At 56.3% G+C, this 26,280-nt stretch carries 25 protein-coding genes and 2 tRNA genes; 22 read left to right on the top strand and 5 right to left on the bottom strand.

Annotated features, from left to right (window positions below; translation table 11 throughout):
* Nucleotides 1-7: 7 nt before the first annotated feature.
* The 19 genes from ftsH (at nt 8) to mtr (ending at nt 20,552) form a co-directional block, all read left to right on the top strand.
* Nucleotides 8-1,942: an ATP-dependent zinc metalloprotease FtsH gene (gene ftsH / locus AFK63_RS16365; RefSeq protein ID WP_038865499.1), complete on the top strand. Its 1,935-nt coding sequence runs from the start codon at nt 8-10 to the stop codon at nt 1,940-1,942.
* 90 nt (nt 1,943-2,032) lie between these two features.
* The gene (folP, locus tag AFK63_RS16360) at nt 2,033-2,881 is read left to right on the top strand and encodes a dihydropteroate synthase (protein WP_038865497.1); all 849 of its coding nucleotides are present in this window, start codon (nt 2,033-2,035) and stop codon (nt 2,879-2,881) included.
* The gene (gene glmM, locus AFK63_RS16355; protein WP_038865495.1) at nt 2,874-4,211 is read left to right on the top strand and encodes a phosphoglucosamine mutase; all 1,338 of its coding nucleotides are present in this window, start codon (nt 2,874-2,876) and stop codon (nt 4,209-4,211) included. Before folP ends, glmM begins: the two co-directional genes overlap by 8 nt.
* A 223-nt stretch (nt 4,212-4,434) precedes the next feature.
* Nucleotides 4,435-4,767 carry a preprotein translocase subunit SecG gene (gene secG, locus AFK63_RS16350; RefSeq protein WP_004385062.1) on the top strand — a complete coding sequence of 111 codons (333 nt, stop codon included), beginning with the start codon at nt 4,435-4,437 and terminating at the stop codon, nt 4,765-4,767.
* A 42-nt stretch (nt 4,768-4,809) separates the two neighbouring features.
* Nucleotides 4,810-4,896 (top strand) — tRNA-Leu (locus AFK63_RS16345).
* A gap of 59 nt (nt 4,897-4,955) precedes the next feature.
* A tRNA-Met gene (locus tag AFK63_RS16340) sits at nt 4,956-5,032 on the top strand.
* Between the two features lie 212 nt (nt 5,033-5,244).
* Nucleotides 5,245-5,697 (top strand): ribosome maturation factor RimP, encoded by a 453-nt coding sequence (gene rimP / locus AFK63_RS16335; RefSeq protein ID WP_007673151.1) that lies wholly within the window; start codon nt 5,245-5,247, stop codon nt 5,695-5,697.
* A 27-nt stretch (nt 5,698-5,724) separates the two neighbouring features.
* The gene (nusA, locus tag AFK63_RS16330; protein ID WP_038865493.1) at nt 5,725-7,212 is read left to right on the top strand and encodes a transcription termination factor NusA; all 1,488 of its coding nucleotides are present in this window, start codon (nt 5,725-5,727) and stop codon (nt 7,210-7,212) included.
* Nucleotides 7,213-7,236: 24 nt separating this feature from the next.
* Entirely contained in the window at nt 7,237-9,951 is a 2,715-nt protein-coding gene (gene infB, locus AFK63_RS16325; protein ID WP_038865491.1) for a translation initiation factor IF-2, read from the top strand.
* 133 nt (nt 9,952-10,084) lie between these two features.
* Nucleotides 10,085-10,486, top strand: a complete 402-nt coding sequence (gene rbfA, locus AFK63_RS16320; protein ID WP_038865489.1) for a 30S ribosome-binding factor RbfA — start codon at nt 10,085-10,087, stop codon at nt 10,484-10,486.
* Complete coding sequence (truB, locus tag AFK63_RS16315) at nt 10,486-11,430, top strand: tRNA pseudouridine(55) synthase TruB (RefSeq protein ID WP_038865487.1); 945 nt, start codon at nt 10,486-10,488, stop codon at nt 11,428-11,430. Before rbfA ends, truB begins: the two co-directional genes overlap by 1 nt.
* A 143-nt stretch (nt 11,431-11,573) precedes the next feature.
* On the top strand, nt 11,574-11,843 hold the full coding sequence (gene rpsO, locus AFK63_RS16310) for a 30S ribosomal protein S15 (protein WP_004385056.1): 270 nt from the start codon (nt 11,574-11,576) through the stop codon (nt 11,841-11,843).
* A 244-nt stretch (nt 11,844-12,087) separates the two neighbouring features.
* Nucleotides 12,088-14,223 (top strand): polyribonucleotide nucleotidyltransferase, encoded by a 2,136-nt coding sequence (pnp, locus tag AFK63_RS16305; protein WP_038865485.1) that lies wholly within the window; start codon nt 12,088-12,090, stop codon nt 14,221-14,223.
* 116 nt (nt 14,224-14,339) lie between these two features.
* Entirely contained in the window at nt 14,340-15,224 is an 885-nt protein-coding gene (nlpI, locus tag AFK63_RS16300) for a lipoprotein NlpI (protein WP_038865483.1), read from the top strand.
* Between the two features lie 108 nt (nt 15,225-15,332).
* Entirely contained in the window at nt 15,333-15,413 is an 81-nt protein-coding gene (gene yrbN / locus AFK63_RS21325; protein ID WP_097563900.1) for a protein YrbN, read from the top strand.
* Entirely contained in the window at nt 15,406-17,316 is a 1,911-nt protein-coding gene (locus AFK63_RS16295; protein ID WP_038865479.1) for a DEAD/DEAH family ATP-dependent RNA helicase, read from the top strand. The genes yrbN and AFK63_RS16295 overlap by 8 nt, the downstream gene beginning before the upstream one ends.
* Before the next feature lie 180 nt (nt 17,317-17,496).
* Entirely contained in the window at nt 17,497-17,595 is a 99-nt protein-coding gene (tnaC, locus tag AFK63_RS20730; RefSeq protein ID WP_071603743.1) for a tryptophanase leader peptide, read from the top strand.
* A gap of 114 nt (nt 17,596-17,709) precedes the next feature.
* The gene (tnaA, locus tag AFK63_RS16290; RefSeq protein WP_038865476.1) at nt 17,710-19,098 is read left to right on the top strand and encodes a tryptophanase; all 1,389 of its coding nucleotides are present in this window, start codon (nt 17,710-17,712) and stop codon (nt 19,096-19,098) included.
* Between the two features lie 209 nt (nt 19,099-19,307).
* A complete protein-coding gene (gene mtr / locus AFK63_RS16285) occupies nt 19,308-20,552 on the top strand; it encodes a tryptophan permease (protein ID WP_038865473.1) in 1,245 nt (414 codons plus the stop codon).
* 43 nt (nt 20,553-20,595) lie between these two features.
* Here the strand turns inward: mtr and AFK63_RS16280 are convergent, their stop codons facing one another.
* The 3 genes from AFK63_RS16280 to ubiU form a co-directional block, all read right to left on the bottom strand.
* Nucleotides 20,596-21,609, bottom strand: coding sequence for a luciferase-like monooxygenase (locus tag AFK63_RS16280; RefSeq protein WP_038865470.1), 1,014 nt, complete (start codon nt 21,607-21,609; stop codon nt 20,596-20,598).
* 152 nt (nt 21,610-21,761) lie between these two features.
* On the bottom strand, nt 21,762-22,640 hold the full coding sequence (locus tag AFK63_RS16275; RefSeq protein ID WP_038865468.1) for a U32 family peptidase: 879 nt from the start codon (nt 22,638-22,640) through the stop codon (nt 21,762-21,764).
* Between the two features lie 10 nt (nt 22,641-22,650).
* Complete coding sequence (gene ubiU / locus AFK63_RS16270) at nt 22,651-23,646, bottom strand: ubiquinone anaerobic biosynthesis protein UbiU (RefSeq protein ID WP_038865466.1); 996 nt, start codon at nt 23,644-23,646, stop codon at nt 22,651-22,653.
* Nucleotides 23,647-23,892: 246 nt separating this feature from the next.
* On the opposite strand from ubiU, the gene ubiT reads away from it, so the two are divergent.
* Together ubiT and AFK63_RS16260 are read left to right on the top strand one after the other, a co-directional pair.
* Nucleotides 23,893-24,417 (top strand): ubiquinone anaerobic biosynthesis accessory factor UbiT, encoded by a 525-nt coding sequence (ubiT, locus tag AFK63_RS16265; protein WP_038865465.1) that lies wholly within the window; start codon nt 23,893-23,895, stop codon nt 24,415-24,417.
* Nucleotides 24,411-24,914: a GNAT family N-acetyltransferase gene (locus AFK63_RS16260; protein ID WP_038865464.1), complete on the top strand. Its 504-nt coding sequence runs from the start codon at nt 24,411-24,413 to the stop codon at nt 24,912-24,914. Before ubiT ends, AFK63_RS16260 begins: the two co-directional genes overlap by 7 nt.
* Before the next feature lie 2 nt (nt 24,915-24,916).
* Here the strand turns inward: AFK63_RS16260 and AFK63_RS16255 are convergent, their stop codons facing one another.
* A complete protein-coding gene (locus AFK63_RS16255) occupies nt 24,917-25,204 on the bottom strand; it encodes a GIY-YIG nuclease family protein (protein WP_038865463.1) in 288 nt (95 codons plus the stop codon).
* A gap of 65 nt (nt 25,205-25,269) precedes the next feature.
* Here AFK63_RS16255 and AFK63_RS16250 point away from each other — a divergent pair, with 65 nt between their 5' ends.
* Complete coding sequence (locus AFK63_RS16250; protein WP_038865462.1) at nt 25,270-25,704, top strand: YhbP family protein; 435 nt, start codon at nt 25,270-25,272, stop codon at nt 25,702-25,704.
* Here the strand turns inward: AFK63_RS16250 and AFK63_RS16245 are convergent.
* The gene (locus AFK63_RS16245) at nt 25,684-26,202 is read right to left on the bottom strand and encodes a type 1 glutamine amidotransferase domain-containing protein (protein ID WP_038865461.1); all 519 of its coding nucleotides are present in this window, start codon (nt 26,200-26,202) and stop codon (nt 25,684-25,686) included. The genes AFK63_RS16250 and AFK63_RS16245 overlap by 21 nt on opposite strands.
* Nucleotides 26,203-26,280: the final 78 nt, after the last annotated feature.

The following is a 26,280-nucleotide window of genomic DNA, read 5'->3' as shown; positions in this document are numbered from 1 at the left end:
GAGTGACATGGCGAAAAACCTAATACTCTGGCTGGTCATCGCGGTTGTGCTGATGTCAGTATTCCAGAGCTTTGGGCCCAGCGAGTCGAGTGGCCGTAGGGTGGATTACTCTACCTTCCTGCAAGAAGTTAACCAGGACCAGGTTCGCGAAGCGCGTATCAACGGACGTGAAATCAACGTTACCAAGAAAGATAGTAACCGATACACGACTTACATTCCCGTAAACGATCCCAAACTCCTTGATAACCTGCTGACCAAAAACGTAAAAGTGGTTGGTGAACCACCTGAAGAGCAGAGCCTGCTGGCCACTATCTTCATCTCCTGGTTCCCGATGCTGCTGTTAATTGGGGTCTGGATCTTCTTTATGCGCCAGATGCAGGGCGGCGGTGGCAAAGGCGCCATGTCGTTCGGTAAAAGCAAAGCGCGCATGCTGACCGAAGATCAGATTAAAACCACTTTCGCTGACGTAGCCGGTTGCGACGAAGCGAAAGAGGAAGTCGGCGAGCTGGTGGAATACCTGCGTGAGCCGAGCCGTTTCCAGAAACTGGGCGGTAAAATTCCGAAGGGCGTCCTGATGGTTGGCCCTCCGGGGACCGGTAAAACCCTGCTGGCGAAAGCCATCGCGGGCGAGGCGAAAGTGCCGTTCTTTACGATTTCCGGTTCTGACTTCGTTGAAATGTTCGTGGGTGTGGGCGCGTCCCGTGTTCGCGACATGTTTGAACAAGCTAAAAAAGCGGCGCCGTGCATTATCTTTATTGATGAGATTGATGCCGTGGGCCGTCAGCGTGGCGCCGGTCTTGGCGGTGGTCACGATGAACGTGAGCAGACGCTGAACCAGATGCTGGTTGAGATGGATGGCTTCGAAGGTAATGAAGGCATTATCGTTATCGCGGCGACTAACCGTCCTGACGTACTTGACCCAGCGTTGCTGCGTCCTGGCCGTTTTGACCGCCAGGTCGTGGTTGGGCTGCCGGATGTGCGTGGCCGTGAGCAGATCCTGAAAGTGCATATGCGTCGCGTACCGCTGGCGCCGGATATCGACGCGGCAATCATCGCGCGCGGTACGCCAGGCTTCTCTGGTGCGGATCTGGCGAACCTCGTCAACGAAGCGGCGCTGTTTGCCGCGCGCGGCAACAAACGTGTCGTTTCGATGGTGGAGTTCGAGAAAGCGAAAGATAAAATCATGATGGGCGCGGAACGTCGCTCCATGGTAATGACCGAAGCGCAGAAAGAATCCACCGCATATCACGAAGCGGGCCATGCGATTATCGGTCGTCTGGTGCCTGAGCACGATCCGGTCCATAAAGTAACGATTATCCCACGTGGTCGTGCGCTGGGTGTGACCTTCTTCCTGCCTGAAGGCGACGCAATCAGCGCCAGCCGTCAGAAGCTGGAAAGCCAGATTTCGACACTGTACGGCGGTCGTCTGGCGGAAGAAATTATCTACGGGCCGGAGCATGTCTCCACCGGGGCGTCCAACGACATTAAAGTTGCGACTAACCTGGCTCGTAACATGGTGACCCAGTGGGGCTTCTCCGACAAACTCGGTCCGCTGCTGTATGCGGAAGAAGAGGGCGAAGTATTCCTGGGCCGTAGCGTGGCAAAAGCCAAGCATATGTCAGATGAAACGGCGCGTATTATCGATCAGGAAGTGAAGTCCCTGATTGAGCGTAATTACAATCGTGCTCGTCAGATCCTGAACGATAACATGGACATCCTGCATGCCATGAAAGATGCGCTGATGAAGTATGAAACTATCGACGCGCCGCAAATCGATGATCTGATGGCTCGCCGTGATGTTCGCCCGCCTGCGGGCTGGGAAGATCCGGGTGCTAACAATAACTCTGACAGCAACGGTACGCCGCGCGCGCCGCGTCCGGTTGATGAACCACGTACGCCGAACCCGGGCAACACCATGTCTGAGCAGTTTGGCGATAAATAATTGCCTGCTGTAGTATCGCTGCATTAATTAAAACCCCGGCCTGTCCGGGGTTTTCTGTTTTCGTTCATTCAAGTTTATAAGGGAATGGCAATGAAACTTTTCGCTCAGGGCTCAACGCTCGAACTTTCTCACCCGCATGTGATGGGGATCCTGAATGTCACGCCTGATTCCTTCTCCGATGGCGGCCAGCACAATACGCTGGTTGAGGCGGTGAAACACGCGAATGCGATGATTAACGCTGGCGCGACAATCATCGATGTGGGCGGCGAATCGACTCGTCCGGGTGCGGCGGAAGTGAGCGTGGAAGAAGAGCTTTCCCGCGTGGTACCGGTTGTGGAAGCGCTGGCGCAGCGGTTTGAAGTCTGGGTATCGGTAGACACGTCCAAACCGGAAGTTATCCGCGAGGCGGCGCGGGCAGGTGCGCACATCATTAACGATATCCGCTCCCTGACAGAGCCCGGCGCGCTGGAGGCGGCGGCACAGACCGGCTTACCTGTTTGTCTTATGCATATGCAGGGCGAGCCGAAAACGATGCAGCAGGCGCCGCATTATGACGATGTGTTCAACGACGTCGCGCAGTTTTTTGAACAGCAGATCGCGCGCTGCGAGGCGGCCGGGATTGCAAAAGAAAAAATCATACTCGACCCGGGATTCGGTTTCGGTAAAAATCTGACCCACAATTATCAGCTTCTCGCCCGGCTTTCAGCGTTTCACCGCTTCGGAATGCCTTTGCTGGTGGGAATGTCGCGTAAATCGATGATTGGACAACTTCTTAACGTCGGACCCGACCAACGACTGCCCGGTAGTCTTGCCTGTGCGGTGATGGCAGCCATGCAGGGCGCGCAGATCGTGCGGGTTCATGATGTGAAAGAAACCGTCGAAGCGATGCGTGTGGTGGAAGCAACTCTTTCAGCGAAGGATAAAAAATACTATGAGTAACCGTAAATATTTTGGGACAGATGGCATTCGCGGCCGCGTAGGCGATGCGCCAATTACCCCTGATTTCGTCCTGAAGTTAGGCTGGGCGGCAGGCAAAGTGCTGGCGCGCCACGGTTCGCGTAAGGTCATCATTGGTAAGGACACCCGTATTTCCGGTTATATGCTGGAATCCGCGCTGGAGGCGGGCCTCGCCGCCGCCGGGCTTTCCGCGCTCTTTACCGGGCCAATGCCGACTCCTGCAGTGGCGTATCTGACGCGTACTTTCCGTGCTGAGGCCGGGATTGTTATCTCTGCGTCCCATAACCCGTTTTATGATAATGGCATTAAATTCTTTTCCATCGACGGCACCAAACTGCCGGACGACGTGGAAGAGGCTGTCGAGGCGGAGCTGGAAAAAGAGATCAGCTGCGTCGATTCCGCCGAGCTCGGTAAAGCGAGCCGTATCGTTGACGCCGCCGGGCGCTATATCGAATTCTGTAAAGGCACGTTTCCTAACGAACTGAGCCTGAACGGCCTGAAAATTGTGGTGGACTGCGCGAATGGCGCGACGTATCACATTGCGCCTAATGTGCTGCGTGAGCTGGGCGCGCGGGTTATTACCATCGGTTGCGAGCCTGACGGGCTTAACATCAACGAGAAATGCGGAGCAACCGATGTGCGCCTGTTGCAGGAGCGCGTGGTGGCCGAGAAAGCCGATCTGGGCATCGCGTTTGACGGCGACGGCGACCGCGTCATTATGGTTGACCATGAAGGCAACAAAGTCGACGGCGACCAGATCCTGTATATCATCGCACGTGAAGGGCTGCGTCAGGGCCAGCTGCGCGGCGGCGCTGTCGGTACGCTGATGAGCAATATGGGCCTTGAGGTCGCGCTGAAACAGCTTGGTATCCCATTTGCGCGTGCGAAAGTGGGCGACCGCTACGTGCTCGAAAAAATGCAGGAAAAAGGCTGGCGCATCGGGGCTGAAAACTCTGGCCACGTCATTCTGCTTGATAAAACGACAACCGGCGACGGCATCGTGGCTGCATTGCAGGTGTTAACGGCGATTGCCCGTAATCACATGAGCCTGCACGACCTCTGTAGCGGAATGAAGCTGTTCCCGCAGATTCTGGTCAACGTACGCTTTACGCCGGGCAGCGGCGATCCGCTGGAGCATGCGTCTGTCAAAGCTGTTACCGAAGAAGTCGAGCAGGCGCTGGGTAAACGCGGACGCGTGCTGTTGCGTAAATCGGGCACTGAGCCGCTGATTCGCGTGATGGTAGAAGGCGAAGACGAAGCGCAGGTGACGGATTTTGCGCATCGCATCGCAGATGCGGTGAAAGCGGTTTAATGACTCTGGTGCTTAAAAAGGCGACGAAAGTCGCCTTTAAAATCGCCATTTTAGCGCAATTTGCCGTTTTTTTCCGCAGTCAGCATTCGGCGTTAAAATTGCGCTTGCGCACCCAGAACACTTTCGTTAGTATTCACACCCGCTTCAGTAGGGAATGACAAATGCCCTGCTTTATTGGTTTGAAGCAATTGGCTGCGGTAGCCCCGCAAGGAACAGGTTGATTATGTACGAAGCTCTTTTAGTAGTTTTCCTTATTGTAGCGCTGGGCCTTGTTGGTCTTATTATGCTGCAGCAAGGTAAAGGCGCTGATATGGGAGCCTCTTTTGGCGCAGGCGCTTCTGCCACGCTGTTCGGTTCAAGTGGTTCTGGTAACTTCATGACCCGTATGACAGCTGTGCTGGCAACCCTGTTCTTCATTATCAGCCTGGTGCTGGGTAACATTAACAGCAACAAAACCAATAAAGGAAGCGAGTGGGAAAATCTGACTGCGCCAGCAAAAACTGAGCAGACTCAGCCCGCAGCGCCGGCTAAGCCGACCAGCGATATCCCGCGTTAATTTGTCAGCTTCGCGCAGTAAACAGAAACTGCGCACTATAGTGCCGAGGTGGTGGAATTGGTAGACACGCTACCTTGAGGTGGTAGTGCCCGATTGGGCTTACGGGTTCAAGTCCCGTCCTCGGTACCAAATCCCAGCAGAACTTGCAATTTAGACGTTTAAGGCGTAGTATTTGCCACGTTTTCGGACGCGGGGTGGAGCAGCCTGGTAGCTCGTCGGGCTCATAACCCGAAGGTCGTCGGTTCAAATCCGGCCCCCGCAACCACTTTCCCTGAGAGTTGTTTTTCAAATATACTGTGAAGTGCAGTGAATGCCTTCCTCTCCGTTTTGAAAGAAAATTCCCTGGAAGGTGTTCCGGACCGCGCATCGCGGTTTACAGGGTTCAGTTATTAAAAGCCCCGATTTATCGGGGTTTTTTGTTATCTGGCTAAAGAATAACTGGGCTTTATGCCCTTTTTTTATGTCCTGGGGGTGGGCTTGTCCACATTAGAGCAAAAATTAACAGAGATGATTACGGCACCGGTGGAAGCGCTGGGCTACGAACTCGTCGGCATCGAATTCATTCGCGGTCGCACATCGACGCTGCGCATCTATATTGATAGTGAAGATGGCATCACTGTTGACGATTGTGCTGATGTCAGCCACCAGGTTAGCGCCGTTCTTGATGTCGAAGACCCGGTTACGGTGGCTTATAACCTGGAAGTCTCCTCGCCTGGCCTCGACCGTCCTCTCTTCACTGCCGAACATTACGCCCGTTACACTGGCGAAGAGGTGACGCTGGTACTGCGTATGGCGGTACAGAATCGTCGTAAGTGGCAGGGGATCATTAAAGCCGTTGATGGTGAAATGATTACCGTTGCAGTTGACGGCAAAGATGAAGTGTTCGCGCTGAGCAACATCCAGAAAGCGAACCTGGTACCCCAATTTTAACAGTCTGGATTGAGGCGAAGGCCCCTGATGAATAAAGAAATTTTGGCTGTTGTCGAAGCAGTTTCCAACGAAAAAGCGGTTCCGCGCGAGAAAATCTTTGAAGCGCTGGAAAGCGCCCTGGCTACGGCAACCAAGAAAAAATATGAACAAGAGATCGATGTTCGCGTGAGCATCGACCGTAAAAGCGGTGATTTCGATACGTTCCGCCGCTGGGTAATTGTTGAAGAAGTCACCCAGCCTACTCGCGAAATCACGCTGGAAGCGGCGCGTTATGAAGATCCGAGCCTGAATGTCGGCGAATACGTGGAAGATCAGATCGAATCCGTAACGTTTGACCGCATCACGACGCAGACCGCCAAACAGGTCATCGTACAGAAAGTCCGTGAAGCTGAACGCGCGATGGTCGTTGACCAGTTCCGCGAGCATGAAGGTGAAATCATCACTGGCGTGGTGAAGAAAGTTAACCGCGAAAACATCACGCTGGACCTCGGTAGCAACGCCGAAGCTGTCATCCTGCGTGAAGACATGCTGCCGCGTGAAAACTTCCGTCCGGGCGACCGCATTCGCGGCGTGCTGTACGCTGTCCGCCCTGAGGCGCGCGGCGCTCAGTTGTTCGTCACTCGCGCCAAGCCGGAGATGCTGATCGAGCTGTTCCGCATCGAAGTACCGGAAATCGGCGAAGAAGTGATTGAAATTAAAGCGGCGGCTCGCGATCCGGGTTCACGCGCTAAAATCGCGGTGAAAACCAACGACAAGCGTATCGACCCGGTCGGCGCCTGCGTAGGTATGCGCGGCGCACGTGTTCAGGCGGTATCGACCGAGCTTGGTGGCGAGCGTATTGATATCGTGCTGTGGGATGACAATCCGGCACAGTTCGTTATCAACGCTATGGCGCCGGCAGACGTCGCGTCTATCGTGGTGGATGAAGATAAGCACACCATGGATATCGCCGTCGAGGCGGGTAATCTGGCGCAGGCTATCGGCCGTAACGGACAGAACGTGCGCCTTGCTTCACAGCTGAGCGGCTGGGAACTCAACGTGATGACCGTTGAAGACCTCCAGGCCAAGCATCAGGCTGAAGCGCATGCCGCCATTGATACTTTCACGAAGTATCTCGACATTGATGAAGAGTTCGCCACGGTTCTGGTGGAAGAAGGCTTCTCCACGCTCGAAGAACTGGCCTATGTGCCGATGAAAGAGCTGCTGGAAATCGACGGCCTGGATGAGCCGACCGTGGAAGCATTACGCGAACGCGCTAAAAACGCGCTCACCACCCTGGCGCTGGCTCAGGAAGAGAGCCTCGGCGATAACAAGCCGGCTGACGATCTGCTTAACCTCGAAGGTATGGATCGCTCGCTGGCTTACAAACTCGCTGCTCGCGGTGTGTGTACGCTTGATGACCTCGCCGATCAAGGCGTGGACGACCTCGCGGATATCGAAGAGTTGACCGATGAGAAAGCCGGTGAGCTTATCATGGCCGCTCGTAACATCCGCTGGTTTAGCGACGAAGCGTAATAAACTGTAGCAGGAAGGAACAGCATGACTGATGTAACCGTAAAAGCGCTGGCCGCAGAGATTCAGACCTCCGTGGACCGCCTGGTACAGCAATTCGCTGATGCAGGGATCCCGAAGTCCGCTGAAGACTCTGTGACGGCACAAGAGAAACAAGCCTTACTGGCGCACCTGAACCGCGAACATGGTTCAGGGCCGGATAAGTTGACTTTACAGCGCAAAACGCGCAGTACTTTAAATATTCAGGGTACCGGCGGGAAAAGTAAGTCGGTACAGATCGAAGTCCGCAAAAAACGCACCTTTGTAAAACGTGATCCGCAAGAGGCAGAGCGTCTCGCCGCGGAAGAACAGGCGAAGCGTGAGGCGGAAGAGCAGGCCCGTCGTGAAGCAGAGGAAGCTGCCAAACGCGAGGCAGAGGAAAAAGCCAAACGTGAAGCTGGCGATAAGGCTAAACGTGAAGCTGAAGAACAGGCTAAACGCGATGCCGCTGATAAAGCGAAACGTGAAGCTGCGGAAACGAGCAAAGTGAGCAATCAACAAACTGACGAAGTGAGCAAAGCTGCTCAGGCGGAAAAAGCCCGCCGCGAAGCCGAAGCCCTTGAACTTAAGCGCAAGGCCGAAGAAGAAGCGCGTCGCAAGCTGGAAGAAAATGCCCGTCGCGTAGCGGAAGAAGCCCGTCGTATGGCTGAAGAGAACGCGACAAAATGGGAAAGCGGCAGTGAAGAAGAATCTGAAGACAGCAGCGACTATCACGTCACTACTTCTCAGCACGCGCGTCAGGCAGAAGATGACAGCGATCGCGAAGTAGAAGGCGGCCGTGGTCGCGCGCGTCCGGCGAAAGTCGCACGCCAGAAGAAGAGCAACAAGCATTCCGAATCCAAAGCGGATCGTGAAGAAGCCCGTGCTGCTGTTCGCGGCGGCAAAGGCGGCAAACAGCGCAAAGGCAGCTCCCTGCAGCAGGGCTTCAACAAGCCGGCTCAGGCAGTTAACCGCGATGTCGTTATCGGCGAAACCATCACCGTCGCTGAGCTGGCTAACAAGATGGCCGTAAAAGGCTCTCAGGTTATCAAGGCGATGATGAAGCTGGGCGCGATGGCGACTATAAACCAGGTTATCGATCAGGAAACTGCGCAGCTGGTTGCTGAAGAGATGGGCCACAAGGTTATCCTGCGTCGTGAAAACGAGCTGGAAGAAGCGGTAATGAGCGACCGTGATATGGGCGCTCAGGCTGAGCCGCGCGCGCCGGTCGTGACCATCATGGGTCACGTTGACCACGGTAAAACCTCACTGCTCGACTACATCCGTTCTACGAAAGTGGCTTCGGGCGAAGCGGGTGGCATTACCCAGCACATCGGCGCGTACCACGTACAGACCGATAACGGCATGATCACCTTCCTGGATACCCCGGGCCACGCCGCGTTTACCGCAATGCGTGCTCGTGGTGCGCAGGCTACGGATATCGTGGTTCTGGTTGTCGCGGCGGACGACGGCGTGATGCCGCAGACCATCGAAGCAATCCAGCACGCCAAAGCGGCGAAAGTGCCGGTTGTTGTGGCAGTGAACAAAATCGATAAGCCAGACGCCGATCCGGATCGTGTTAAAAACGAACTGTCTCAGCATGGCATCATCCCGGAAGAGTGGGGCGGCGATTGCCAGTTCGTCCACGTTTCGGCGAAAGCGGGCACCGGTATCGATGAGCTGCTGGACGCCATCCTGCTGCAATCCGAAGTACTGGAACTGAACGCTGTGCGTAAAGGTATGGCGAGCGGCGTGGTCATCGAATCCTTCCTGGATAAAGGTCGTGGGCCGGTCGCTACCGTTCTGGTTCGCGAAGGTACGCTGAACAAAGGCGACATCGTGCTGTGTGGCTTTGAATATGGCCGTGTACGTGCGATGCGTAACGAACTGAACCAGGAAGTCCAGGAAGCGGGTCCGTCCATTCCTGTCGAGATTCTGGGTCTCTCCGGTGTACCTGCCGCGGGTGATGAAGTGACTGTCGTCCGTGATGAGAAGAAAGCGCGTGAAGTTGCTCTCTATCGTCAGGGCAAGTTCCGCGAAGTAAAACTGGCGCGTCAGCAGAAATCCAAACTCGAGAACATGTTTGCGAACATGACCGAGGGCGAAGTTCACGAAGTCAACATCGTGCTGAAAGCCGACGTTCAGGGCTCCGTAGAAGCGATCTCCGACTCCCTGCTGAAGCTCTCCACCGACGAAGTGAAGGTGAAGATTGTGGGTTCGGGCGTGGGTGGCATCACCGAAACCGACGCGACGCTGGCTGCCGCATCCAACGCGATTCTGGTTGGCTTCAACGTTCGTGCCGACGCCTCTGCGCGCCGCGTGATCGAAGCGGAAAGTCTGGATCTGCGTTACTACTCCGTCATCTATAATCTGATCGACGAAGTAAAAGCGGCTATGAGCGGCATGCTGTCGCCTGAGCTGAAACAGCAGATTATCGGTCTGGCCGAAGTTCGTGACGTGTTCAAATCGCCGAAATTCGGCGCTATCGCGGGCTGTATGGTTACCGAAGGTACAATTAAGCGTCACAACCCGATCCGCGTTCTGCGCGACAACGTGGTTATCTATGAAGGCGAGCTGGAATCCCTGCGCCGCTTCAAAGATGACGTTAACGAAGTCCGTAACGGCATGGAATGTGGTATCGGCGTGAAGAACTACAACGACGTTCGCGTTGGCGATATGATCGAAGTGTTCGAAATCATCGAGATCCAGCGCAGCATCGACTAATCCTCTCACGCCCTGCGCATGGCGTCGCAGGGCTGGGGGCAGGCGCACATTTGTAGGCCGGGTTAGCGAAGCGCCACCCGGTATGAATATTCAAAAGGGGCTAATAGCCCCTTTTTTGTCTGGAGAATTTATTATGGCGAAAGAATTTGGTCGCCCTCAGCGTGTCGCGCAGGAGATGCAAAAAGAGATTGCCATCATCCTGCAGCGCGAAATCAAAGATCCGCGCGTAGGTCTGATGACCACCGTATCGGGCGTAGAAGTCTCCCGCGATCTGGCGTATGCCAAAGTGTTCGTAACGTTCCTGAACGATAAAGACGAAGCGGCTGTAAAAGCGGGCATCAAAGCGCTTCAGGACGCGTCAGGCTTCATCCGCTCTCTGCTGGGCAAAGCGATGCGCCTGCGCATCGTGCCGGAATTGACCTTCTTCTACGATAACTCGCTGGTGGAAGGGATGCGCATGTCCAACCTGGTCAGCAGCGTAGTAAAACACGACGAAGAGCGTCGCGTGAATCCGGACGACAACAAGGAGGAATAATGAGTCGTCCTCGTCGTCGCGGTCGCGATGTGCATGGCGTATTGCTGTTGGATAAGCCGCAGGGGCTCTCCTCCAACGACGCGCTGCAAAAAGTAAAACGTCTCTATAACGCCAATCGCGCCGGACATACTGGCGCGCTGGATCCGCTGGCGACCGGCATGCTGCCTGTCTGCCTCGGCGAAGCGACCAAATTTTCCCAATACCTGCTTGATTCAGATAAGCGTTACCGGGTGGTTGCGCGGCTTGGGCAGCGCACCGACACCTCTGATGCTGACGGCACCGTAGTGGAAGAGCGTCCGGTCACGTTTAGCGAGCAGGCGCTGCAGGATGCGCTGGAAAGCTTTCGCGGCGACACCCTGCAGGTGCCGACCATGTTCTCGGCGTTGAAGTATCAGGGTAAACCGCTCTACGAATATGCGCGTCAGGGCATCGAGGTGCCGCGTGAAGCGCGCCCGATAACCGTCTATGAACTGCTGTTTATTCGCCATGAGGGCAATGAGCTGGAGCTTGAGGTGCACTGCTCAAAGGGCACGTACATTCGCACCATTATTGACGATTTGGGCGAAAAGCTCGGCTGCGGCGCGCATGTAACCTATCTGCGCCGTCTGACGGTCAGCAAGTATCCGGTTGAGCGCATGGTAACGCTGGAGCAGCTTAACGCGCTGCTTGAAGAGGCGCAGCAGCAGGATATCGCGCCCTCTGAGCTGCTTGATCCGCTGTTGATGCCGATGGACAGTCCCGCTTCGGACTATCCGGTCGTGAATCTTCCGCTTACGTCATCCGTTTACTTTAAAAACGGCAACCCGGTGCGTACCAGCGACGCCCCTTCGGAAGGCCTGGTGCGAGTGACGGAAGGCGAAGCGCAGAAGTTTCTCGGCATGGGGGAAATCGACAGCGAAGGCCGCGTAGCGCCCCGCCGCCTGGTGGTGGAATATCCGGCTTAACCCTCGTCGCTACCTTGCGATAACAGGCCGTGACAGGTAGAATATTGCGGCTTAACACTACGCCCGTCATCTCTATGCAGGCGTAGCCCCGGGTGGCTGAATTAGAGATCGGCACCCTTATTTTTTATAAACTGGAGTTGAAAATGTCTCTAAGCGTTGAAGCTAAAGCTAAAATCGTTTCTGAGTTTGGTCGTGGTGAGAACGACAGCGGTTCTACCGAAGTTCAGGTTGCTCTGCTGACTGCGCAGATTAACCACCTGCAGGGCCACTTCGCAGAGCACAAAAAAGATCACCACAGCCGTCGTGGTCTGCTGCGTATGGTTTCTCAGCGTCGTAAACTGCTCGACTACCTGAAACGTAAAGATGTAGCACGCTACACTGCGCTGATCGAGCGCCTGGGTCTGCGTCGCTAATCATTGCGAGTTTCAGAAAAGGGGGCCTTTACGGCCCCTTTTTTCGACCAGACGGCAGCAATTGCGAGTAAACTCATGTATTGTTGCTGGGTATGATCTTCGTTGCAGAGGTTCGCGCGGCTAATGAGAGGCTTTATCCGCATAAGCGGGTCAGGGTTGTCATTAGTCGCGAGGATGCAAAGAGGATCGGGTACTGTCAGCACGGCTTTGGGCGTGCTGTTCTTCATTTAGAAAGGGTATAATTTTGCTTAATCCGATCGTCCGCAAATTTCAGTATGGTCAACATACTGTCACTCTTGAAACCGGTATGATGGCTCGTCAGGCCACGGCTGCCGTTATGGTAAGCATGGATGACACCGCCGTATTCGTGACCGTGGTAGGCGCTAAAAAAGCGAAACCGGGTCAGGACTTTTTCCCGCTGACCATTAACTATCAGGAGCGTACCTACGCTGCTGGCCGTATCCCTGGCGGTTTCTTCCGTCGTGAAGGTCGTCCGAGCGAAGGCGAAACGCTGATCGCGCGTCTGATTGACCGCCCGCTGCGTCCGCTGTTCCCGGAAGGCTTCGTTAACGAAGTTCAGGTTATTGCGACCGTCGTTTCCGTTAACCCGCAGGTTAACCCGGATATCGTGGCGATGATTGGCGCTTCCGCTGCGCTGTCTCTGTCTGGTATCCCGTTCAACGGCCCGATTGGCGCCGCGCGTGTGGGTTACATCAACGATCAGTACGTACTGAACCCGACTCAGGATGAACTGAAATCCAGCAAACTGGATCTGGTCGTTGCCGGTACCGAAAGCGCCGTGTTGATGGTGGAATCCGAAGCTGAACTGCTGAGCGAAGATCAGATGCTGGGCGCCGTAGTGTTCGGCCACGAGCAGCAGCAGGTTGTTATCCAGAATATCAACGACCTCGTGAAAGAAGCGGGCAAACCGCGCTGGGACTGGCAGCCAGAAGCCGCTAACGAAGCGCTGAATGCGCGCGTTAAAGCGCTGGCAGAGTCTCGCCTGAGCGACGCTTATCGCATCACTGACAAACAAGAACGTTACAGCCAGATCGACGCTATCAAAGCGGACGTTATCGCGGCACTGCAGGCTGAGCAGGCAGAAGGCGATCAGCTTGACGAAAATGAGCTGGGCGACATCCTGCACGCTATCGAGAAAAACGTTGTACGTTCTCGCGTGCTGGCGGGCGAACCGCGTATCGACGGTCGTGAAAAAGACATGATTCGTGGTCTGGACGTGCGCACTGGCGTACTGCCGCGTACTCACGGCTCCGCGCTGTTCACCCGTGGTGAAACCCAGGCGCTGGTTACCGCGACCCTCGGCACCGAGCGCGACGCGCAGAACATCGACGAGCTGATGGGCGAGCGTACTGACCGCTTCCTGTTCCACTACAACTTCCCTCCGTACTCTGTCGGCGAAACCGGCATGGTCGGTTCTCCGAAGCGTCGTGAAATCGGTCACGGTCGTCTGGCGAAGCGTGGCGTACTGGCAGTTATGCCGGCAGCCGATCGCTTCCCGTACACCGTACGTGTCGTGTCTGAAATCACCGAATCCAATGGTTCTTCTTCCATGGCTTCCGTGTGTGGCGCTTCTCTGGCGCTGATGGACGCAGGCGTGCCGATTAAAGCCGCAGTCGCCGGCATCGCGATGGGTCTGGTGAAAGAAGGCGAAAACTTTGTCGTACTGTCCGACATTCTGGGTGACGAAGACCACCTGGGCGACATGGACTTCAAAGTGGCAGGCTCTCGTGAAGGTATCACTGCGCTGCAGATGGATATCAAAATCGAAGGCATCACCAAAGAGATCATGCAGGTTGCACTGAACCAGGCTAAAGGTGCGCGTCTGCACATCCTTGGCGTAATGGAACAGGCTATCAACGCGCCGCGTGGCGATATCTCCCAGTTCGCACCGCGTATCCACACCATCAAGATCAGCCCGGACAAGATCAAAGACGTGATCGGTAAAGGCGGTTCTGTGATTCGTGCGCTGACCGAAGAAACCGGCACCACCATCGAAATCGAAGATGACGGTACCGTGAAAATCGCAGCGACCGACGGCGAGAAAGCGAAACATGCTATTCGTCGTATCGAAGAGATCACCGCAGAAATCGAAGTGGGCCGTATCTACAACGGTAAAGTGACCCGCATCGTTGACTTCGGCGCCTTCGTCGCTATCGGCGGCGGTAAAGAAGGTCTGGTGCACATCTCTCAGATCGCTGACAAACGCGTTGAGAAAGTGACCGACTATCTGCAGATGGGTCAGGAAGTACCGGTTAAGGTACTGGAAGTTGACCGCCAGGGTCGCGTCCGCCTGAGCATCAAAGAAGCGACCGAGCAGACTCAGGAAGCAGCAACCCCTGCTGCGCCGGAAGCCGAGTAAGGTTTGCCATTTAGCTCTCCGTGGCGACACGGAGAGCCATTTGATACGGGGCAGGATGTCCCGTTTGCAGCCGGGGGACAGGACGTTCATCCAATTGTTGTCTTCGGGAGTGGGAAATGAAGCCTTTATTGCGCTGGTGTTTCGTTGCGACAGCACTCACGCTGGCAGGATGCAGCAACTCTGCCTGGCGTAAGAGTGAAGTCCTGGCGGTGCCATTGCAACCGGCCTTGCAGCAAGAAGTGATCCTCGCACGCATGGAGCAGATCCTCGCAAGTCGGGCTTTAACCGATGATGAACGCGCGCAGCTTTTATATGAGCGCGGAGTGTTGTATGATAGTCTTGGTTTGCGGGCACTGGCGCGGAATGATTTTTCACAAGCGCTGGCTATCCGCCCCGATATGCCTGAAGTATTCAACTACTTAGGCATTTATTTAACGCAGGCAGGCAATTTTGATGCTGCCTATGAAGCGTTTGATTCTGTACTAGAGCTTGATCCAACTTACAACTACGCGCATTTAAATCGCGGTATCGCCCTCTACTACGGCGGACGTTACCGATTAGCGCAAGATGATCTGCTGGCGTTTTATCACGACGATCCCAATGATCCTTTCCGTAGTCTGTGGCTCTTCCTTGCTGAAAGCAAACTGGATGAGAAACAGGCCAAAGCGGCCTTGCAAGAACGCTTTGAGAAATCGGACAAAGAACAGTGGGGATGGAACATTGTCGAATTCTGGCTCGGCGACATTAGCGAAAAAACGTTAATGGAACGCCTGAAGGCAGACGCAACGGATAACACCTCGCTCGCTGAGCATCTCAGTGAAACCAACTTCTATTTAGGTAAGTACTACCTAAGTCTGGGGGATAAGGACAGCGCCACGGCACTGTTCAAATTAGCGGTTGCTAACAACGTACACAACTTCGTTGAGCACCGTTATGCATTGTTGGAATTAGCGCTCTTGGGCCAGGAGCAAGATGACCTGGCAGAATCGGACCAGCAATAGCTGACGAACATTTCAGCCCACGGATTTTTTACTAAAAAGTCATCACCTTAGCAGGTGAGGGCTTGTTTGTTCGTTAATACACCTACTTTGAGCCGGTTCACACTTTTAATGAAAATTGCAGAAAATTTTCACGATGAGTTATGTAGACTGGCCGCCATTAATTCTGAGGCACTCGTACTACATGGCTGAATTCGAAACCACTTTTACTGATCTGGGCCTGAAGGCTCCTATCCTTGAAGCCCTTAACGATCTGGGTTACGAAAAACCATCTCCAATCCAGGCAGAATGTATTCCGCATCTGCTGGGTGGTCGCGACGTTCTGGGTATGGCCCAGACCGGTAGCGGCAAAACCGCGGCGTTCTCTCTGCCGCTGCTTAACAACATTGACGAAACTCTGCGCGCGCCGCAGATCCTCGTGCTGGCACCGACCCGCGAACTGGCGGTTCAGGTTGCCGAAGCGATGACGGATTTTTCTAAACATATGCATGGCGTAAACGTCGTGGCCCTGTATGGCGGCCAGCGTTATGACGTGCAGCTGCGCGCACTGCGCCAGGGCCCGCAGATTGTGGTCGGTACGCCGGGCCGTCTGCTGGATCACCTCAAGCGCGGTACGCTGGATCTTTCTAACCTGAAAGGTCTGGTACTGGACGAAGCCGATGAAATGCTGCGTATGGGCTTCATCGAAGATGTCGAAACTATCATGGCGCAGATCCCGGCTGAACATCAGACCGCGCTGTTCTCCGCGACCATGCCGGAAGCGATTCGTCGCATCACCCGCCGCTTTATGAAAGAGCCGCAGGAAGTGCGCATCCAGTCCAGCGTTACCACGCGCCCGGACATCAGCCAGAGCTACTGGTCTGTATACGGTATGCGTAAAAACGAAGCGCTGGTGCGTTTCCTCGAAGCGGAAGATTTTGATGCGGCGATCATTTTCGTGCGCACCAAAAACGCGACCCTGGAAGTGGCTGAAGCGCTGGAGCGCAGCGGTTACAACAGCGCCGCGCTGAACGGTGACATGAACCAGGCGCTGCGTGAGCAGACGCTGGAGCGTCTGAAAGACGGTCGTCTGGATATCCTGATTGCAACCGACGTTGCGGCACGTGGTCTGGACGTTGAGCGTATCAGCCTCGTGGTGAACTACGACATCCCGATGGATTCCGAGTCTTACGTTCACCGTATCGGCCGTACCGGCCGTGCAGGTCGTGCTGGCCGCGCGCTGCTGTTCGTTGAGAACCGCGAGCGTCGTCTGCTGCGCAACATCGAGCGCACCATGAAGCTCACCATTCCGGAAGTTGAGCTGCCGAACGCAGAGCTGCTGGGCAAACGCCGTCTGGAAAAATTCGCCGCGAAAGTACAGCAGCAGCTGGAAAGCAGTGATCTGGATCAGTACCGCGCGCTGCTGACCAAGCTTCAGCCGGAAGGCGAGCTGGATGTGGAAACGCTGGCTGCCGCGCTGCTGAAAATGGCGCAGGGCGAACGTCCGCTGATCCTGCCGCCGGATGCGCCGATGCGTCCGAAGCGCGAATTCCGCGATCGCGACGATCGTTTCGAGCGCCGTGGCGACCGCAACGACCGTGGCCCGCGCAGCGATCGTAACGGTGAAGACCGTCCGCGTCGCGAGCGTCGTGACGCAGGCGATATGGAACTGTACCGCATCGAAGTGGGCCGTGATGATGGCGTTGAAGTACGTCACATCGTGGGCGCAATCGCCAACGAAGGTGATATCAGCAGCCGTTACATTGGTAACATCAAGCTGTTTGCGTCGCACTCTACGATCGAACTGCCGAAAGGCATGCCGACCGAAGTGCTGCAGCACTTCACCCGCACGCGTATTCTGAACAAGCCGATGAATATGCAGCTGATGGGCGATGCACAGCCGCGTGGCGATCGTCGTCCTGCTGGCGGCGGCCGTGGTTTCGGCGGTGAACGTCGTGAAGGCGGCGAGCGTCGTGAAGGTGGTCGTGGCGAAGGTCGTCGTTTCAGCGGCGAACGTCGCGAAGGCGGTCGTAGCTTCGGCGGCGAGCGTCGTGAAGGTGGCCGTGGCCCGCGTCGTGATGACGCAACCGGCCGTCGTCGCTTCAGCGATGCATAAGCACCGTTAATCTGATAAAAAGCCCCGACACGTTCGGGGCTTTTTTTATGGGTGCTATTTTATAAAATGCATTTTACTGAACGATTTTAAGCTGACATTGTTCTTTTGTGGAATCAGTCACGGATAAATATCCATTAACGGATATTTTTAACAGACCTGTAACCCGCAGAGGACGATGTAATGAATGTGTTGTCTCTGTCGTATCGCCTCATTCAGCGAGGCGGTTTGAACGCCTGGTATAATCTCGATCACCGCATTTCTGACGACTTCCCGCGTTAATTCTTCTCCGCATTTTTTATACCTCTCTTTTTTAAAATTATTGCCCTTGCGGGTAAGGTCTTTCTGACGCTGTTATTCGGACCACCTGCGGGCGACGTATGCCGGAGAATTAACATGAAACGTATTCCTGAGCCTTTTCGTATTAAAATGGTCGAAACCATCCGCATGACCACCTGGCAGGATCGCGTAAACGCGCTGGAAGAGGCGGGTTACAATCCCTTTTTATTAAACAGCCAGGATGTCTATATTGATCTGCTGACTGATTCCGGCACCGGCGCCATGAGCGACCGCCAGTGGGCCGGGTTGATGATGGGCGACGAAGCCTACGCCGGGTCGCGAAACTATCAGCATCTGTGCGAAAAAGTAAAAGAAATCATCGGTTATCCATACACTATCCCCACCCACCAGGGGCGCGGCGCAGAGCAGATCCTTTTCCCGAGCCTGATAGCCAGAACGCAGTCCCGCCGCCCGGTATTTATTTCTAATTTCCATTTTGATACTACCGCCGCGCATGTGGAATTAAACGGCGCACGCGCTATTAACGTCGTGACACCGAAAGCCTTTGATACCGTCTCCTGGTACGACTGGAAAGGCAATTTCGATATCGACCAGCTTAAAGCCACCATACAGGAGCACGGCGCGGAAAACGTGGCGGCCATTATTACCACGGTTACCTGTAATAGTAGCGGCGGGCAGCCGGTCTCGATGCAGAATATGCGCGAAGTCTATGAGATTGCGCGCAAGCATAATATTCCGGTGGTCATCGATTCGGCGCGGTTTTGTGAAAATGCCTGGTTTATTAAGCAGCGCGAGCCGGGCTATGAAAATAAAAGCGTGAAGGAAATTATTCGCGAGATGTACCAGTATGGCGACATGCTGACGATGTCCGCCAAAAAAGATCCGATGGTGAATATCGGCGGCCTGTGCTGCTTCCGGGAAGATGAAGCGCTGTTTAACGATGTGCGTATTCGCTGCGTGCCGATGGAGGGCTTTGTCACCTACGGCGGGCTGGCCGGCCGTGATATGGAAGCGCTGGCGATTGGGCTGGAAGAGGGCACCAACGAAGATTTCCTCGCCTACCGCATTAATCAGGTGGAGTATCTCGGCGAGCGGCTGCGCGCGGGCGATATTCCGATCCAGTACCCCACCGGTGGACACGCGGTGTTCGTCGACGCGAAGCTCCTGCTGCCGCACATTCCACCCGAGCAATTTCCGGCGCACGCGCTTAATAACGAACTCTATCTGGAAGCGGGAATACGCAGCGTGGAAATCGGCTCGCTACTGCTGGGGCGCGACCCGCAAACCGGTCTTCAGAAGCCATCGCCGATGGAATTGCTGCGCCTGACCATTCCCCGCCGCGTTTACACCAATGATCACATGGACTACATCGCTGATGCGTTGATAAGCGTGAAGCAACGGGCGAGCAAAATCAAAGGACTGACCTTCACTTATGAGCCGCCCGTGTTGCGCCACTTCGTCGCGCGGCTCAAACCGGTCGCCTGACTCTCACCGGGCGCGCGTCGCGCGCCCTCTGTACCGTCGCGACAATCAACGTGCTGCGCCAGGAAATACTGGCTGATTAATACGCTGTTGTACTGCGACAACCCAGCGAAATACATCACGATTCGTGTGAGGCGTAATTTTTTCTCCTCTGCGTACTATTGTACTGGTACAATGAATCGTTCGGGTAACATTTTTCACAGGAAAACATTATGGCCACACTTATTGCCCGCAGCGCCTCGCCTTCTCTGGTCAGCGGCGTTGTGATTATCGCCGGTACAATCATCGGCGCGGGAATGTTCTCCCTGCCCGTGGTGATGTCCGGTGCGTGGTTTTTCTGGTCGTTGCTCGCATTGCTGTTTACCTGGTTTTGCATGCTCCATTCCGGGCTCATGCTGCTGGAAGCCAATCTCAACTACCACATCGGCGCCAGCTTCGACACCATGACTCGCGACCTGCTCGGCAAAGGCTGGAACGTGGTTAACGGCGCGGCGGTCGCTTTTGTGCTCTATATCCTGACGTACGCCTATATCTCGGCGAGCGGCTCGGTGATCCACCACACGCTTGCCGGCATGGCACTCGACGTACCGGCGCGTCTGGCAGGGTTTGGCTTCGCGCTCGTCGTCGCGTTTATCGTCTGGCTCTCTACCCACGCGGTCAGCCGGATGACGGCGATTGTGCTTGGCGGCAAGGTCATTACCTTTTTCCTGACGTTCGGCGGCCTGCTGGGCCATGTCGAACCCGCTACGCTAATGAACACGCTGGAGGCGAGCCCGAGCTACACGCCGTACGTCCTGATGACGCTGCCATTTTGTCTGGCGTCGTTCGGCTACCACGGCAACGTGCCGAGCCTGATGAAATACTACGGCAAAGAACCCGGCACAATTATTCGCTGTCTGGTCTGGGGAACGCTGATCGCGCTGGCGCTGTACGCCGTCTGGCTACTGGCCACCATGGGCAATATTCCGCGTCCGGAATTTATCGGCATCGCGAAAGCGGGCGGCAATATTGACGTGCTGGTGAGCGCGCTGAGCGACGTGCTGAACAGCCGGACGCTCGACGTACTGCTGATCGTGTTTTCTAACTTTGCAGTGGCGAGCTCGTTTCTTGGCGTGACGCTGGGGTTGTTTGACTATCTGGCCGATCTTTTCGGGTTTGACGATTCACCGCGCGGACGGCTGAAGACGGCGCTGCTGACCTTTTTGCCGCCGATGGCGGGCGGCCTGCTTTGGCCAAACGGGTTTCTGTATGCGATTGGTTATGCGGGGCTCGCCGCGACGATCTGGGCGGCCATCGTACCGGCGTTGCTGGCGCGCGCGTCACGTCAGCGCTTCGGCAGCCCGCGTTTTCGCGTCTGGGGCGGCAACGGCATGATTGCGCTGATCCTGCTCTTCGGGCTGGGCAACGCGCTGGTGCATTTGCTTTCAAGCTTCGACCTGCTGCCGGTCTATCAGTAACTCGCGTTTTTCGCCCTCTCCTGCGGGAGAGGGCGGGGTAAGGCTATGAGTTTAGTAAATCCTCTCTCACCTGCATGGCGAGATCGAACGAATGCAGACGCGCGTCGTGGTCGAAAATCTGACCGTTAACCATGATTTCGTCCGCATCGGTTTCACGCAGCACCGACATCAACCCGTGGCGGATTTTCGCTTTATCGCCTACCAGCGACATGCTGAGCGCCTGCTGAACCCCGTACTGCTCCGCCGGGCTCCAGAAGCTCTCCATCGAGTCAATCGGCGGCGGCAGTTGACCGGTTTCGCCACGGCGCAGCTTCACAAACGCCTGTTGCATCGAGGTAAAGAGAAACTCCGCGTCGCGGTTGCTGTCGGCGGCGACGATATTGATGCATACCATCGCGTACGGTTTCTCCAGCCGTTCAGAAGGCTGAAAATGCGTACGGTAGAGATGCAGCGCCTGGAACAGCATATCCGGCGCGAAATGCGAGGCGAATGCGAACGGCAGCCCCATCTGCGCGGCGAGTTGCGCGCTGTAGAGGCTGGAGCCCAGCAGCCATACCGGCAGTTTCGCGCCGTAGCCTGGCACCGGGCGCACCGCCGGGTGCGGATCGCGGGCGTCGAACCAGTCTGTCAGCTCTTTCACATCGCGCGGGAAGTTGTCGATGTCATTATTCATATGGCGGCGCAGCGCCATCATGGTGCGCTGATCGCTGCCCGGCGCGCGGCCCAGGCCCAGTTCGATACGGCCCGGATAGAGCGCGTCAAGCGTGCCGAACTGCTCGGCTATCACCAGCGGGGCATGGTTCGGCAGCATCACGCCGCCAGAGCCCAGGCGCAGCGTCGTGGTGTTAGCGGCCAGATAACCAATCAACACCGACGTCGCCGCGCTGGCGATGCCGGTCATATTGTGGTGCTCCGCCAGCCAGTAGCGATCATAGCCGCGCTTTTCTGCGAGGCGCGCTAAATCGAGCGAGTGATGGAACGCCTCACGGGCGGAGGCGCCTTGCGGGATCGGCGCGAGATCGAGCACCGAGAAAGGCACAACAGATTTATCAGACATAACGGCTCACTTAATTACAGCATAGCTATCAGATTGAAGGTCTTCTTCCAGCCTGGCGCATTTGGGGAATTTTGCCCGCGGGCCAGCCGGAAAGCTGTCCATTCATACTGCATGAACCCGCGCGAAATGCTGTTAACAAAGTGAGCCTTTTCTTACGCCTGAAGCGCCATCCCGGCGAGCCTGCGCCAGTAGCCGTTGCAGTCGCTGTGCGCGGCCAGCGGCAGCGGGGCGGTGCCGTTTTCATTGGCCCGGAACGTGTCGAGCATCGTGAGCGTCTCCATGCCCATCGGCGAGAGGCGCACCATATCCACCAGCCCCGCCATTGAGGCGAGTTCATTGCCGAGGTTATAGACATAGCCGCTCATGGTCTGGATGCCGTTTAGCACAAACACCTGGCTATTCTCCTGCGAGCGCATGCTGCGTCCGGTGGGGTATTTAATGCAGCAGGTTTCGCACTCGTCTTTCGGGCGGTCTTCCGAACGTGCGGTAAAACAGCGCGCGGAGTAAGCGAGCGGCAGATGGCCATAGCTCAGCACTTCCACTTCAAACGCATTGCGGATACCCAGCGTATCGCACTGATCGAGCAGGTTTACCAGCCAGTCGCGCGACAGCTCCACCGGCATACACCAGCGCGTCATGCCCTCTTTTAGCAGCAGGCGCAGCGTGACGGCGTTGTAGCAGTTCAGCGCATGGCCGGCCACGAACGGCAACCCACGCTCCGCCGCCAGCCCGACGGCGCCAAAATCATTAGCTTCAATCAGAAACTCGCCATTGTCGATATACCGCTTCAGTTCGTTCAGTTCAGACGGCGCCTGTACCAGCGCCAGCGTTGAGAGCACCACCTGTTTGCCGCTGGCGGCGAGCGTTCTGGCGAGCGCCAGCCAGTCGGCGGCTTTGGTTTCGCGTCGTTTGCTGCACACCGCTTCGCCGAGATAAATCACATCGGCGCTGCTCTTCGCCGCCGCTTCATAAAAGCTCTCCAGCGTGGCTTTCGGCCAGTAGTACAACACTGGTCCTAACGAATATTTCACTCTGCTCTCCTTACTGCCATTTGCGGTGATACGCGCCAAGCGTCGTCTGCGTGCCTTCGGCCATCGCGCCGAGCGCATCCATCCAGGCCGGTTGCGGCGCAAAATGTTGCGGGTCGTCTTTGCAGCGGTCGATGGCCTGACGCCAGACCTTCGCCACCTGGCTTACATAAGCCGGGCTGCGCTGGCGCCCTTCGATTTTCACCGAGGCGATATTGGCCGCCAGCAGCTCCGGCAGCAGTTCCAGCGTATTCAGGCTGGTGGGCTCTTCAAGCGCGTGATAGCGCTGCCCGTCCACCACATACCGGCCTTTGCACAGCGTCGGATAACCGGCGTTTTCGCCTTCCTGATAACGGTCGATCAACACGTCGTTAAGGCGCGATTCCAGCCCGTTGTTCGTCTGCTGCCAGCGCACGAAGCGGGCAGGCGAACAGGCGCCCACGGTATTGGGCGATTCGCCGGTCAGGTAAGACGAGAGATAGCAGCGGCCCTCCGCCATAATGCACAGGCTGCCGAAGGCGAATACTTCCAGCGGCACCGGCGTGACGCGCGCTAACTGTTTCACCTGATGAATGGATAACACCCGGGGCAGCACCACGCGGGCCACGTCGAAATGACGCTGATAAAAACGGATGGCGGCTTCGTTAGTGGCGGATGCCTGCACCGACACATGGCGCTCCACATGGGGGTAGCGCGTCGCGGCGTATTCCAGCATCGCGATATCGGCGAGGATCAGCGCATCGGCGCCGAGCTGCGCGGCCATATCCACCGCGCGCTCCCAGCGGTCATAACCGTCCGGGTGGGCGAAGGTATTGATGGCGATATGCAGTTTGCGGCCATGCTGATGCACATAGCTCACCGCATCCTGTAGTTTTTTCTCGGTAAAATTCAGGCCGGCGAAGTGGCGGGCGTTGGTATCGTCTTTCAGACCGATATAGACCGCATCCGCGCCATTATCGATGGCCGCCTTCAGAGCCGGAAGGTTACCGGCGGGGCAAAGCAACTCCATAGCGTGTCCTGAAAATAAAGCAGGCCATGTCTGGCCTGCACGCTGCGCAAAGGCAGCGGAATTGTTAACGAACGGCGATTTTAGTTAACCCGTCCGCGACAATTTTTGATTTAAGGCAGCTAATGTCGTATTGATGGCATCTATAAAGGGGTACCTGCGAAGGCGCAAAGCTTGATTTGAGCCGCTATCTCATCTGGTTGATATGGCACAATAACGGCCACTGTGATTTGGCAAGGAGAAAAGCCCGTGTTGAAGAATCTGCGTTCCTGTCTGGTACATCTTGGCCCTTCGCTTCTCAGAGCGCCGGTTGCGCTGACGCCGTTCGCGCTCAAGCGTCAGGCGCTGGAGCAACTGCTCGGCTGGCAATTCCGTCAGGCGCTGGCGGACGACGAGCTGGCATTTCTCGAAGGCCGCTGGCTCGGCATTGAAGTGCGCGACATCGGCCTGCGCTGGTTCACGTCAGTGGAAAACGACGCGCTTATCGTGCGCGAACAGGCCGAAGCAGATGTCATGTTCCGCGCCGACGCCGCCGATCTGCTGATGATAGCCGCGCGTAAGCAGGATCCCGACACGCTTTTCTTCCAGCGTCGTCTGGTGATTGAAGGCGATACTGAATTAGGGTTATATGTGAAGAATCTGATGGACGCCATTGAGCTCGACGCCATGCCAAAACCGCTGCGCGTGCTGCTGCTGCAACTGGCGGACTTCGTTGAAGCCGGGCTTAATGTCTCGCCGCTAACCAAAGCAACTTCCATAGGTGAACCATGCTGATTCGTGTAGAAATCCCCATTGATGCGCCGGGCATCGACGCTTTACTTCGCCGCGCGTTCGGCCGCGACGGCGAGGCGGAGCTGGTGCACGCGCTGCGTGAAGACGGGCTGCTGACTCTGGGGTTAGTCGCGACAGACGATGAAGGTCAGGTCGTCGGTTACGTCGCCTTCAGCCCCGTCACCGTGGCGGGCGAAGAGCGTCAATGGCTGGGCCTTGCGCCGCTGGCGGTCGACGACGGCTGGCGCGGGCAGGGGATTGGCCGACAGTTAGTTTACGAAGGGCTCGATTCGCTGAATGAATTCGGCTACGCGGCAGTGGTGACGCTGGGCTCGCCGGAGTTTTACAACCGTCTGGGCTTTGAGCCCGCCGCACGCTACGATCTCCATTGCCGCTGGCCGGGCGCCGAAGCGGCATTCCAGGTGCATCGTCTCGCGGATGACGCGCTCGACGGCGTGCATGGCCGCGTGGAATACCACGACCACTTTAACCGCTTCTGATTTCACGGCGTTTGCGGCGCGTCAGTCATCGCTTCAAACGCCAGCTCCCCCGCGACCAGTTGCTCTTTCTGCCGTTTTGTCAGCTGCTTGATGCGGTATTCGGCGCGCAACGCCGCGGAGCGAGTGCCCGCAGGCGCGCTGAACACCAGCGTCAGCTCGCCTTTGCCGCGCAACGCTTTAGCCCCCTTACCGCGTTGATGCTGGGCGAAGCGGCGCGCCACATCGGTGGTAATGCCGGTATAGAGCCGGTTATCGGGGCTGCGGATCAGATAAAGAAACCATTCTTCCATAATGAATATCAGCGACAGTCACAACTGGGCGCACCTTAGCACGATTATTCCTGACAGGAGAACCAATGGACGCTCTCGACGCCATCAGCAAATGGCTGGCTAAGCAACATGTCGTCACCTACTGTGTTGGCCGTGAAGACGCGCTCTGGTGCGCGAACGCGTTTTATATCTACGATCGCGAGCGGGTAGCCTTTTATCTGTTAAGCGATACCAAAAGCCGACATGGTGAAATGGCCGGGCGGCTGGCGCGCGTGGCGGGCACGGTCAACGGACAAACCAAAACCGTGGCGCTGATACGCGGCGTGCAATTTGCAGGTGAGTTACGGCTGGTGGAAGAGCCGGAAAGCGAGGCTTTGCGCGAGCGCTACAACCGCCGCTTTCCGGTCGCCAGGGTGATGTCCTCCCCGCTGTGGGAGATCCGTCTTGATGAAATCAAGTTCACTGACAACACTCTGGGCTTCGGTAAAAAGCTCGTCTGGCTACGCGCCGAGCAGGCGTAACGCCTCACGGTTAAACGCAGGCAGGTCTTCCGGCGTGCGGCTGGTCACCAGCTGATCTTTATCCACTACCACTTCCTGATCGTGGAACTCCGCCCCGGCGTTTTTCACGTCGATAACAATCGGCTTCACGGCGGTGAGCTTACGCCCGCGGATCACATCAGCGCTGATCAGCAGTTGCGGCCCGTGGCAGATGGCGAATACCGGTTTACCGCTGTTAACAAAATCACGGGTGAAGGTGACGAAACGATCGTCGCCGCGCAGGCTGTCCGGCGAATGGCCGCCAGGCAGCAGCAGGGCATCAAAGTCTGCCGGGCTCACCTCATCGATTGCCTTATCTATGGTGACTTTCGCCTCGCCCTGTTTGCCGGTGACGGTTTTACCGGCCTCTTTCTCGATGGTTATCACTTCATGACCGGCCTTGCGGTACTCGGCTGCGGGGGATGTGAATTCTGAATCCTCAAATTCATCAGTAATTAAGACTGCGATCTTCTTGCTCATTACGCCTCCCTTGGTGTCTTTGCAGAACGGTGATGTGCAGTAATGGCTTTTGCCAGAAATGGTAAATACTTAAACCAC

Source organism: Cronobacter muytjensii ATCC 51329 (assembly GCF_001277195.1).
In the GTDB taxonomy this organism is placed as follows: domain Bacteria; phylum Pseudomonadota; class Gammaproteobacteria; order Enterobacterales; family Enterobacteriaceae; genus Cronobacter; species Cronobacter muytjensii.
Note: the sequence above shows the minus strand (reverse complement) of the source record. Positions and strands in the feature narration are given on the sequence as shown.

Coding starts and splice junctions, on each gene's coding strand:
- yrbN (WP_097563900.1), top strand. CDS start 15,333: ATGAAAATTGCAGAAAATTTTCACGATGAGTTATGTAGACTGGCCGCC.
- mtr (WP_038865473.1), top strand. CDS start 19,308: ATGGCCACACTTATTGCCCGCAGCGCCTCGCCTTCTCTGGTCAGCGGC.
- AFK63_RS16260 (WP_038865464.1), top strand. CDS start 24,411: ATGCTGATTCGTGTAGAAATCCCCATTGATGCGCCGGGCATCGACGCT.
- secG (WP_004385062.1), top strand. CDS start 4,435: ATGTACGAAGCTCTTTTAGTAGTTTTCCTTATTGTAGCGCTGGGCCTT.
- tnaC (WP_071603743.1), top strand. CDS start 17,497: ATGAATGTGTTGTCTCTGTCGTATCGCCTCATTCAGCGAGGCGGTTTG.
- ftsH (WP_038865499.1), top strand. CDS start 8: ATGGCGAAAAACCTAATACTCTGGCTGGTCATCGCGGTTGTGCTGATG.
- AFK63_RS16280 (WP_038865470.1), bottom strand. CDS start 21,609: ATGTCTGATAAATCTGTTGTGCCTTTCTCGGTGCTCGATCTCGCGCCG.
- AFK63_RS16245 (WP_038865461.1), bottom strand. CDS start 26,202: ATGAGCAAGAAGATCGCAGTCTTAATTACTGATGAATTTGAGGATTCA.
- glmM (WP_038865495.1), top strand. CDS start 2,874: ATGAGTAACCGTAAATATTTTGGGACAGATGGCATTCGCGGCCGCGTA.
- rpsO (WP_004385056.1), top strand. CDS start 11,574: ATGTCTCTAAGCGTTGAAGCTAAAGCTAAAATCGTTTCTGAGTTTGGT.
- ubiU (WP_038865466.1), bottom strand. CDS start 23,646: ATGGAGTTGCTTTGCCCCGCCGGTAACCTTCCGGCTCTGAAGGCGGCC.
- AFK63_RS16250 (WP_038865462.1), top strand. CDS start 25,270: ATGGACGCTCTCGACGCCATCAGCAAATGGCTGGCTAAGCAACATGTC.
- infB (WP_038865491.1), top strand. CDS start 7,237: ATGACTGATGTAACCGTAAAAGCGCTGGCCGCAGAGATTCAGACCTCC.
- rbfA (WP_038865489.1), top strand. CDS start 10,085: ATGGCGAAAGAATTTGGTCGCCCTCAGCGTGTCGCGCAGGAGATGCAA.
- AFK63_RS16295 (WP_038865479.1), top strand. CDS start 15,406: ATGGCTGAATTCGAAACCACTTTTACTGATCTGGGCCTGAAGGCTCCT.
- folP (WP_038865497.1), top strand. CDS start 2,033: ATGAAACTTTTCGCTCAGGGCTCAACGCTCGAACTTTCTCACCCGCAT.
- nusA (WP_038865493.1), top strand. CDS start 5,725: ATGAATAAAGAAATTTTGGCTGTTGTCGAAGCAGTTTCCAACGAAAAA.
- tnaA (WP_038865476.1), top strand. CDS start 17,710: ATGAAACGTATTCCTGAGCCTTTTCGTATTAAAATGGTCGAAACCATC.
- nlpI (WP_038865483.1), top strand. CDS start 14,340: ATGAAGCCTTTATTGCGCTGGTGTTTCGTTGCGACAGCACTCACGCTG.
- AFK63_RS16255 (WP_038865463.1), bottom strand. CDS start 25,204: ATGGAAGAATGGTTTCTTTATCTGATCCGCAGCCCCGATAACCGGCTC.
- truB (WP_038865487.1), top strand. CDS start 10,486: ATGAGTCGTCCTCGTCGTCGCGGTCGCGATGTGCATGGCGTATTGCTG.